The organism is Actinomadura geliboluensis, from assembly GCF_005889745.1.
Lineage (GTDB): Bacteria > Actinomycetota > Actinomycetes > Streptosporangiales > Streptosporangiaceae > Spirillospora > Spirillospora geliboluensis.
The window spans coordinates 1-8,172 of sequence record NZ_VCKZ01000394.1; the positions used below are offsets into that span (position 1 = coordinate 1).

General features: G+C 73.2%; 11 protein-coding genes. 7 read left to right on the forward strand and 4 right to left on the reverse strand.

Annotated elements, in window-relative coordinates:
* Window positions 1-64: 64 nt before the first annotated feature.
* On the reverse strand, window positions 65-838 hold the full coding sequence (locus ETD96_RS36090) for an enoyl-CoA hydratase-related protein (RefSeq protein ID WP_138640959.1): 774 nt from the start codon (window positions 836-838) through the stop codon (window positions 65-67).
* A 60-nt stretch (window positions 839-898) separates the two neighbouring features.
* On the opposite strand from ETD96_RS36090, the gene ETD96_RS36095 reads away from it, so the two are divergent.
* On the forward strand, window positions 899-1,291 hold the full coding sequence (locus ETD96_RS36095) for a DUF7715 family protein (RefSeq protein WP_138640960.1): 393 nt from the start codon (window positions 899-901) through the stop codon (window positions 1,289-1,291).
* Between the two features lie 12 nt (window positions 1,292-1,303).
* The gene (locus ETD96_RS36100) at window positions 1,304-1,597 is read left to right on the forward strand and encodes an MTH1187 family thiamine-binding protein (protein ID WP_138640961.1); all 294 of its coding nucleotides are present in this window, start codon (window positions 1,304-1,306) and stop codon (window positions 1,595-1,597) included.
* Here ETD96_RS36100 and ETD96_RS36105 read toward each other — a convergent pair.
* Together ETD96_RS36105 and ETD96_RS36110 are read right to left on the reverse strand one after the other, a co-directional pair.
* Complete coding sequence (locus tag ETD96_RS36105; RefSeq protein ID WP_138640962.1) at window positions 1,587-1,955, reverse strand: STAS domain-containing protein; 369 nt, start codon at window positions 1,953-1,955, stop codon at window positions 1,587-1,589. The genes ETD96_RS36100 and ETD96_RS36105 overlap by 11 nt on opposite strands.
* Window positions 1,956-1,987: 32 nt before the next feature.
* The gene (locus ETD96_RS36110; protein ID WP_138640963.1) at window positions 1,988-2,686 is read right to left on the reverse strand and encodes a neutral zinc metallopeptidase; all 699 of its coding nucleotides are present in this window, start codon (window positions 2,684-2,686) and stop codon (window positions 1,988-1,990) included.
* Window positions 2,687-2,848: 162 nt separating this feature from the next.
* On the opposite strand from ETD96_RS36110, the gene ETD96_RS36115 reads away from it, so the two are divergent.
* From ETD96_RS36115 to ETD96_RS36135, 5 genes are read left to right on the forward strand one after another with little or no spacing between them, the layout of a single operon-like run.
* A complete protein-coding gene (locus tag ETD96_RS36115; RefSeq protein ID WP_138640964.1) occupies window positions 2,849-3,655 on the forward strand; it encodes an ABC transporter ATP-binding protein in 807 nt (268 codons plus the stop codon).
* On the forward strand, window positions 3,652-4,443 hold the full coding sequence (locus ETD96_RS36120; protein WP_138640965.1) for an ABC transporter ATP-binding protein: 792 nt from the start codon (window positions 3,652-3,654) through the stop codon (window positions 4,441-4,443). The genes ETD96_RS36115 and ETD96_RS36120 overlap by 4 nt, the downstream gene beginning before the upstream one ends.
* Entirely contained in the window at window positions 4,440-5,330 is an 891-nt protein-coding gene (locus tag ETD96_RS36125; RefSeq protein ID WP_138640966.1) for a branched-chain amino acid ABC transporter permease, read from the forward strand. Before ETD96_RS36120 ends, ETD96_RS36125 begins: the two co-directional genes overlap by 4 nt.
* Entirely contained in the window at window positions 5,323-6,423 is a 1,101-nt protein-coding gene (locus ETD96_RS36130) for a branched-chain amino acid ABC transporter permease (RefSeq protein ID WP_138640967.1), read from the forward strand. The genes ETD96_RS36125 and ETD96_RS36130 overlap by 8 nt, the downstream gene beginning before the upstream one ends.
* Complete coding sequence (locus ETD96_RS36135) at window positions 6,420-7,688, forward strand: ABC transporter substrate-binding protein (protein ID WP_138640968.1); 1,269 nt, start codon at window positions 6,420-6,422, stop codon at window positions 7,686-7,688. The genes ETD96_RS36130 and ETD96_RS36135 overlap by 4 nt, the downstream gene beginning before the upstream one ends.
* 18 nt (window positions 7,689-7,706) lie before the next feature.
* Here the strand turns inward: ETD96_RS36135 and ETD96_RS36140 are convergent.
* Window positions 7,707-8,172: MarR family winged helix-turn-helix transcriptional regulator (locus ETD96_RS36140; RefSeq protein ID WP_240808483.1), on the reverse strand; the 466-nt coding region annotated here is incomplete at its 5' end.

The following is an 8,172-nucleotide window of genomic DNA, read 5'->3' on the forward strand; positions in this document are numbered from 1 at the left end:
GTTTTGGGGCTTCGGCTCTTGGCCCCTTGTGGCTTGGGTCCGTGTGTGGGTTTGGGGGTTCTGGTTAGGCGGGCCAGGTGGGGTGGCGTTTCTCCAGGAAGGCCGTCATGCCCTCTTGGGCCTCCGGGGTTTGGCTGGAGGCGGCCATTACCTCGATTGCGTAGGCGTAGGCGTCTTGTTCTGGGCGGTCCAGTTGGGCGTACATGGCCTGTTTGCCGAGGGCCTTGCTTCGGGGGCTGCCCTGGGTTGCTCGGGTGAGGAGCTCCCGGGTCTCCTTCTCCAGATCCTCGTCGGGGACGGCGTAGTTGATCAGGCCCCAGTCGGCCGCTGTGGCGGCGTCGACGATCTCGCCGGTGAGGGCCATTTCGGCGGCCCTCTTGCGGCCTATGTTGTGCGAGATCGCCACCAGGGGCGTGTGGCAGAACCAGCCGCCCTTGCCGCCGGGGGCCGCGAAGCCGGCGCTCTCCGCGGCCACGGCCAGGTCGCAGCTCGCGACCAGCTGGCAGCCGGCGGCGGTCGCCAGGCCGTGCACGCGCGCCACGACCACCTGCGGGACGGACTGGATCGTCCGCATCAGATCCGTGCAGACCTGGAGCAGGTCGCGGACGTCGGCGTGGGACGCGCCGGCCATGTCGGCGAAGTCGTGGCCCGCGGAGAAGACCGGGCCGTTCGCGGCCAGGATCACCCCGCGGGCGTCCGTAGCGCCGACGTGGTGGAACGCGTCGGTCAGGTCCTTGAGGAACGCCTTCGAGAGGGCGTTGCGGCGGCGGGGGCGGTTCATCGTGATCGTGGTGAACGGGCCTTCGCGCTGAACCAGGACGTCTTTGTCATCGCTCATGACATCGACGTTATGTCAGACCCGCGTCGTACGGTGGGCGGGTCCGAGGACCGAGGGGGTATGGCCTTGAAGCTGCTCACCGCCACCAACGCCGGCCAGGGATTGCGCGACAACGACTTCGACTGGTGCGTCGAAGGGGAACTGGTGCACATCGGGCTCGTGTGCGCCCGCGACCGGGGCGACCCCGACGGCGGCTGCGGCTGCGGCCGCTCGTTCGCCGGGCTCAACTCGCACCGGGCCACCACGACCGCCATGGTCCGGGACGTCCCCGGGTTCACCGAGGACGACTACGTCATGGCCATCCGGTCCAGCCTTGAGCAGCAGGGCTGCGACCCCTCGTTCGCCGAGCACGAGGCCGCGCTGCTGCGGTGCCTCGTGCGCGACTGGCCGGTGGGGGTGATCGTCGAGCGGCGGCTGGATGAGATCGTGGTGAGGCAGGTCGTCCAGCCTTGACGGAGGTGCACGATGCTCGTCGCGTTCTCGGTGACGCCGCTCGGTGCGGGTGAGGAGGTCGGCGAACTCGTCGCCGAAGCGGTCCGGGTCGTGCGGGAGAGCGGCCTCCCGAACCGGACCGACGCCATGTTCACCACGATCGAAGGCGAATGGGACGAGGTCATGGACGTCGTGAAGCGCGCGACGGACGCCGTGGCGGCGCGTGCGCCGAGGGTCGGGCTCGTGGTCAAGGCCGACATCCGGCCGGGGGTCACGGGGGCCCTCGACGCCAAGGTCGCGTCGGTGGAGCGCCACCTCAGCCGCTGAGCCAGTCCTGGATGTCGTCGTCGGTCGGCGGCAGCAGGCACCACAGCGCCTCCTCCTCCGAGGCGCACAGGGGGACGCCCAGGCCGAAGAGGCGGAACAGCTTGGCCGTGAACGGGTTCGCGCCCACCAGGGCCAGGGCCGCCCCCTCCGCCTCGCAGACGCGGGCGCACTGGTGGACCATGCGCAACCCGTCCACGTCGATGAAGGTGAGCCCGGACAGGTCGAGGACGAGCGGGCGGTGGGCCAGTGCCCGCAGCCGCGGCCGGACGTCGGAGCACGATGCCCGATCCAGCTCTCCGGACAGGAGGGCCGTGGTGTGGCGGTCGCCCTCGATGACGACCAGATCGGCGACGCTCATGACGCCATGATGGTGCGCGCCGCGGTCTCCCGTCAGGTGAAGCAGGCGCTTACGCCGTTCTCGCCGCCGCGGGAGAAGCTGCGCAGCCGCTGCACGGCCGTGCCGTGGTCGCCCGGCTTCGTCCACGGCGCCCCGTCGCCGATGACCTGGAACGCGTCCACGAGCTCCTGCTCGTCGCCGTCCTCGAACCGCAGCGTCCCGTCGTCGGACGAGCCGTACAGGACCGCGCCGGCCAGGCAGTCGGCCTGGAGTTCCGCGGCGGGCGACACCAGGCCGCGGCGGAGCCGCGCCTGGATCGCGTGGCCCCACTCGTGCGCGATCACCAGGTACACCCACGCGTCGCCGCGCGCGTAGCCCGAGCGCATGAGGTGCGCGTCCCACGCCACGTAGTCGCCGTCCGGGCAGTAGGCGGCGTTGTCGCTCGTCAGGCGTTCGTCGCCGCAGAGCGGGGCGGAGCCCTGGTCGCGGCCGTCGTAGAGGCCGACCACGCGCGGTGAGCCGTACGAGCCGGTGAACAGCTCGTCCCAGTGGCGGCGCCAGTAGTCGTCGGTCGTCTGCTCGGCGGTGCGCAGGTCCTCCTGGAAACCCGCCTCGTCGAACGCCCTCGGCACGGGCCGCGATTGGGCGGGTGCCACGGCGGCCGGGCCGGGCGGGCGGACCTGGAACTGGCACGCCGCCGTCAGCGCGAGCACCGCCGCGGCCGCCGCTCCCGCGCGCCTCGACTCCCTCATACCGGGACATACGCATAGGCGGGCGCGGAGGGTCGAACTGTGCTCGCCGCACAACCCGAACGACCTTCGGTTGGACTCCCGCCACGTCTTGCCCCGGGCCCGTAGACGCAGGTCGGCGGCCCGTGCTGGGCTGCCCGCCACACGAAACTTCGGGAGGGGCGAATGGCGAACGGGACCCTCGTGGTCCGCGATCTGTCGGTGAGCTACGGGCGGGCCGTCCGGGCCCTGCGCGGCGTGTCGCTGGACGTCCCGGCGGGCGCGGTCACGGCCGTGCTCGGCGCGAACGGGGCCGGCAAGACCACGCTGCTGCGGGCCATCTCCGGCACGCTCCCGTTCCACCGGGGGGCGGTGGACACCGGCACGGTCCGGCTCGGCGACCGGTCCCTCATCGGGCTGCACCCGGCCACCGTCGTGGCGGCCGGGGTGGTGCAGGTCCCGGAGGGGCGGCGGGTGTTCGGCCGGCTCAGCGTGGAGGACAACCTGCGGGCGGGCGCGCTCGGGGCGCCCGGCCGCGCCGCCGCGGCCAAGGCGCACGGGCGGGTGCTGGAGCTGTTCCCGGTGCTCGCCGAGCGGGCCCGGCAGCGGGCCGGGCTGCTGTCCGGCGGCGAGCAGCAGATGCTCGCGATCGGGCGGGCGCTGATGGCGTGCCCGTCGGTGCTGCTGCTGGACGAGCCCACGCTCGGCCTCGCGCCGCTGATGGCCGAGCGGATCGCCGAGACCGTCCGGGAGATCAACCTCCAGGGCACGGCGATCCTGCTGATCGAGCAGAACGCGGCGCTGGCGCTGGAGCTGTCGTCGTCCGCGCACGTGCTGGAGGTCGGCGCGGTCGCGCTGCACGGGCCGTCGGCGGAACTCGCCGCGAGCGACGAGGTCCGGCGGCGCTACCTCGGCGTCGGCGGCGAGGACGACGGCGACGAGGGCGGGGACGAGTCCGTGCCGCCGCCGTCGCTGGAGCGGTGGGTCGGATGAGCGACCTGGTGGTGGAGGGGCTCACCGTGCGGTTCGCCGGGCTGACCGCGCTGGACGGGGTCGGGTTCACCGTCGCGGCCGGGAGCGTGCACGCGGTCATCGGGCCGAACGGCGCGGGCAAGTCGACGTGCTTCAACGTGCTGTCCGGGGTGTACCGGGCGAGCGGGGGCAGCGTCCGGTTCGGCGGCGCGGAGCTGACCGCGCTGCCGCCGCACCGGATCGCGGCGCTCGGCGTGGCCCGGACGTTCCAGAACATCGCGCTGTCGCGGCACCTGACCGTCGAGGACAACCTGATGCTCGGGCGGCACCGGCTCACCCGGGCCGGGTTCGTGTCGGCGGGGCTGCGGCTGCCGCGGGCGCGCCGCGAGGACGCCCGGCACCGGGCACGGGTCCGCGACATCGCCCGGTTCGTCGGGGTCGCCGAGCATCTGGCGGCGCCGGTGGGGCTGCTGTCCTACGGCGTCCAGAAGCGGGTCGAGCTGGCGCGCGCGCTGGCGATGGAGCCCCGGCTGCTGCTCCTGGACGAGCCCGTCGCCGGGATGAACGGCGCCGAGCGGCGGCGGATGGCCGGCGTCATCGCCCGGGTCCGCGCCGACCTCGGCGTCTCCGTCCTGCTGGTCGAGCACGACATGGGGATGGTCATGCGGCTGGCCGACGAGGTCACCGTCCTGGACTTCGGCAAGCGCATCGCGGGCGGCGCGCCCGAGGCGGTGCAGCGGGACCCGGCCGTGGTCCGCGCCTACCTCGGCGCTGCGCACGTCCCCGCGGATTCGGAGGGAAACCCTTGAGCACGTTCATCGAGCTGGTGGTCAACGGGGTCTCGGCGGGGTCGGTGTACGCGCTGATCGCCCTCGGCTTCGTGATCATCTTCAAGGCCACCGAGGTGGTCAACTTCGCGCACGCGTCGCTGCTGCTCGTGGGCGGCTATGTCACGGCGGTCCTGCACGACGACATCGGCTTCCTGCCGGCGCTCGGCGCGGGCATCGCCGGGGCGGCGGTGGCGGGCGTGCTGGTGGAGCTGGTGGTGCTGCGCCGGGCCCGGGTGGAGGACCACGCGGTGCTCGCGATCGTCACGATCGGCGTCGACATCGTGCTGACGACGGCGCTGACGCGGGAGATCGGCACGCAGGTCCTGTCGATGGGCGACCCCTGGCAGAACAAGATCGTGGACGTGGCGGGCGTCGGCATCGCGCAGACCCGCATCGCCGCGTTCGCCGTCGCGTCCGTGCTGATCGCGGCGTTCCTGCTGGCGTTCCGCTACACCTCGTGGGGCGTGGCGATGCGGGCGGCGGCCGAGGACGGGGAGACGGCGGCGCTGATGGGCGTCCGGCTGTCGCGGGTCTCGCTGGCCGCGTGGGCGATCGCGGGCGCGCTCGCGGCGGTCGCGGCGCTGTTCCTCACCGTGTTCCCCACGCCGGGGCTGGACCGCGGCACCTCGTTCGCGGCGATGAAGGCGTTCCCGGCCGCGATCCTCGGCGGGCTCGACTCGACGACGGGCGCGCTCGCCGGCGGCCTCATCGTCGGGCTGACCGAGTCCCTGGCGACCGGCTACCAGGGCGACCTCGCGTTCATGGGCCGCGGCATCGGCGAGGTGGCGCCGTTCCTGGTGATGCTCGCCGTGCTGCTGATCCGGCCGGCGGGCCTGTTCGGGACGAGGGAGCTGTCGCGTGTCTGAGCGTCCGCTGCGCCTGGCGGCGGCGGCCGGGGGCCTCCTCGTGCTGCTCGCCCTGCCCTTCTACCTCGACGCGTTCTGGCTGCAGACGGGCCTGTTCGCGATGTCGGCGGCGATCGGCGCCATCGGCCTGAACCTGCTGACCGGCGCGACCGGGCAGCTGTCGATGGGGCACGCGTTCTTCCTCGCGGTCGGCGCCTACGGGTACGTGTACCTCGCGTCCGACTCGGGGCCGCACGGGGCGGGCCTCGGCCTGCCGACGCCGCTGGCGTTCGTCGGCGCGATCGTCCTCGCCGGGGTCGCGGGCGGGCTGTTCAGCCCGATCGCCGGCCGGCTGCGCGGCGTCTACCTCGGCATCGCGTCGCTGGCGCTGATCTTCATCGGGCAGCACGTGCTGTTCAACGCCGAGACCGTCACCGGCGGGTTCAACGGCCGGGACGTCCCGCCGCTGGAGATCGCCGGGTTCCGCTTCAACGACTCCCCGGAACTGGTGCTGTTCAACGTGCCGCTGGGCGCGCTGGAGCGGCTGTGGTTCCTCGCCGTCCTGCTGCTGGTCCCTGCGGCGTGGATCGCGCGCGGCATCCTGCGCGGCCGGCCGGGGCGGGCGATGAACACCATCCGCGACCACGAGACGGCGGCGGCGGTGATGGGCGTGCCGGTGGCGCGCTACCGGGCCGGGGTGTTCGTGCTGTCGTCGATGTACGCGGGGGCGGCCGGGGCGCTGCTCGCGCTGGCGTTCCGGCGGACCGTCCCGGACTACTTCGGCATGTTCCTGTCGCTGGACTACCTCGCCATGATCGTCATCGGCGGGCTCGGCACCGCCGCCGGGGCCGTCGCCGGGGCGGTGTTCGTGTCCGTCCTGCCGCAGCTCCTCACCCGCTTCGGCGACGACCTGCCGCTCGTCGCCGCGCCGGGCTCCGCCGGGGTCTCCCCCGCCGAGGCCGCCCGGATCCTGTACGGCGCCGCCGTCGTCGCCGTCGTGCTGTTCCTGCCCGGCGGCCTGGCCGGGACGTGGTCGCGGCTGCGCACCGCCGCGTCCCGGCGCCGGGCCGCCCGTCCCCTCACCCGACTCGACCAAGAGGAGCAACTCACATGAACCGAACGGCACGTCTCACGGCGGTCGCCGCGCTGGCGGTCGCGCTGCCGCTGGGCCTGGCGTCCGGCTGCAGCGGCAAGGCCACCGGCGGCTCCGGCGGCACCGGCGCGGACGGCGTCAAGACCGGCCCCGGCGTCACCGACGACACGATCCGCGTCGGCGCGGCGACCGACCTGACCGGCGTGTACGCGCCGCTCGGCAAGAGCCTCACCCAGGCGCAGCAGCTGTACTTCGAGCAGGTCAACGCCCAAGGCGGGATCTGCGGCCGCAAGGTCGAGCTGGTCGTCCGCGACCACGGCTACGACGTGCAGAAGGCCGTCGCGGGGTACAGCGAGATGCAGTCGAGCGTCATCGGCCTCGCGCAGTTCGTCGGGTCGCCGATGGTGACGGCGCTGAACCAGCGGATCACCTCCGACAAGATGTTCGTGATCCCGAACGCGTGGTCGACGACGCTGCTCGGCAACAAGTACATCCAGGTCACCGGCACCACCTACGACGTCGACATGATCAACGCCCTGGACTTCCTCACCAAGGAGAAGGGGATCAAGAAGGGCGACAAGATCGGGCACGTGTACTTCGAGGGCGACTACGGCGAGAGCGCGCTCGCCGGGTCCAAGTACGCGGCGGGCAAGCTCGGCCTCACCATCGTCGAGCAGAAGATCAAGGCGACCGACAACGACATGACCGCGCAGGTCTCCGCGCTGAAGGAGGCCGGCGTCGCGGCGATCCTGATGAGCGCCGGGCCGAAGCAGTCCGCGTCGCTCGCGGGCGTCGCGCGGGCCAAGGGCATCATGGCGCCGATCGTGGCGAGCAACTCCGGGTTCTCCCCGCAGCTGCTGCAGACCCCGGCCGCGCCCGCCCTGCTGAAGGGCTTCTACCTCGCCAGCGCGGGCGCGCCGATCTCCTCCGACCTGCCCCTGATCAAGCAGCTGGCGGACGACTACGGCAAGAAGTACCCGGGGCAGCCGCGCGACAGCGCGGTGGTCAACGGCTACACCGGCGCCGTGATCTTCGGGGACGCGCTCAAGAAGGCGTGCCAGTCCAAGGACCTCACCCGGGAGGGCGTGATCGCGGCGCACCGGTCGACGACCGCGCACGACGGCGGCTACGGCACCCCGATGGACTTCTCGAAGGTGGACGAGCCCGGCACCCGCAAGACCTACATCCTGCGGACGGACGCCAAGGCGCTCGGCGGCATGGTCGTCGAGCGGGAGGCGACGGAGTCGGAGGCCGCCGAGACCTACAAGGTCCCGTCCGGCGCCTAGACCGCCGGTCGCCGGGGCTCAGTCCTCGGCGACCAGGCGGGCCGCGATCCGGTCGAGGGCGGCGAGGTCCTCGGCCGGGAGGGCGCGCAGCTCGGGCGGCGGGGTGCTGAGGATCCGCTCGGCCTCCGCCGCCGCGGCGCGCCCGGCCTCCGTCGCGGTGACGAGCTTGGAGCGGCGGTCGGCGGGGTTGGCGCTGCGCTCCACCAGGCCGCGGCCGACCAGGTCGTCCACCACCAGCGTGACGTAGGGGCGGTCGGTGAGCAGCAGCTCGGCGAGGTCGCGCAGCGGCAGCGGGGCGGGCGCGGCGGCGATGCGGCGCAGCGCCTTCACCCGGAAGAAGCTCATGCCGAGCGCCTCGGTGACCTCGCGGCGCCGGTCGCCCCGCTCGTGCAGCAGGACGCCGAGGTTCCGCCACGCCCGCGCGGCGGTCTCTGCGGTGGAGGGCTGGGCGGCGCCGGAGGGCTGGGCGGTGCCGGAGGGATCC

Excerpts from the sequence above, each read along its gene's own strand:
- ETD96_RS36090 (WP_138640959.1), bottom strand. The coding sequence starts at position 838 with ATGAGCGATGACAAAGACGTCCTGGTTCAGCGCGAAGGCCCGTTCACC.
- ETD96_RS36095 (WP_138640960.1), top strand. The coding sequence starts at position 899 with ATGGCCTTGAAGCTGCTCACCGCCACCAACGCCGGCCAGGGATTGCGC.
- ETD96_RS36100 (WP_138640961.1), top strand. The coding sequence starts at position 1,304 with ATGCTCGTCGCGTTCTCGGTGACGCCGCTCGGTGCGGGTGAGGAGGTC.
- ETD96_RS36105 (WP_138640962.1), bottom strand. The coding sequence starts at position 1,955 with ATGAGCGTCGCCGATCTGGTCGTCATCGAGGGCGACCGCCACACCACG.
- ETD96_RS36110 (WP_138640963.1), bottom strand. The coding sequence starts at position 2,686 with ATGAGGGAGTCGAGGCGCGCGGGAGCGGCGGCCGCGGCGGTGCTCGCG.
- ETD96_RS36115 (WP_138640964.1), top strand. The coding sequence starts at position 2,849 with ATGGCGAACGGGACCCTCGTGGTCCGCGATCTGTCGGTGAGCTACGGG.
- ETD96_RS36120 (WP_138640965.1), top strand. The coding sequence starts at position 3,652 with ATGAGCGACCTGGTGGTGGAGGGGCTCACCGTGCGGTTCGCCGGGCTG.
- ETD96_RS36135 (WP_138640968.1), top strand. The coding sequence starts at position 6,420 with ATGAACCGAACGGCACGTCTCACGGCGGTCGCCGCGCTGGCGGTCGCG.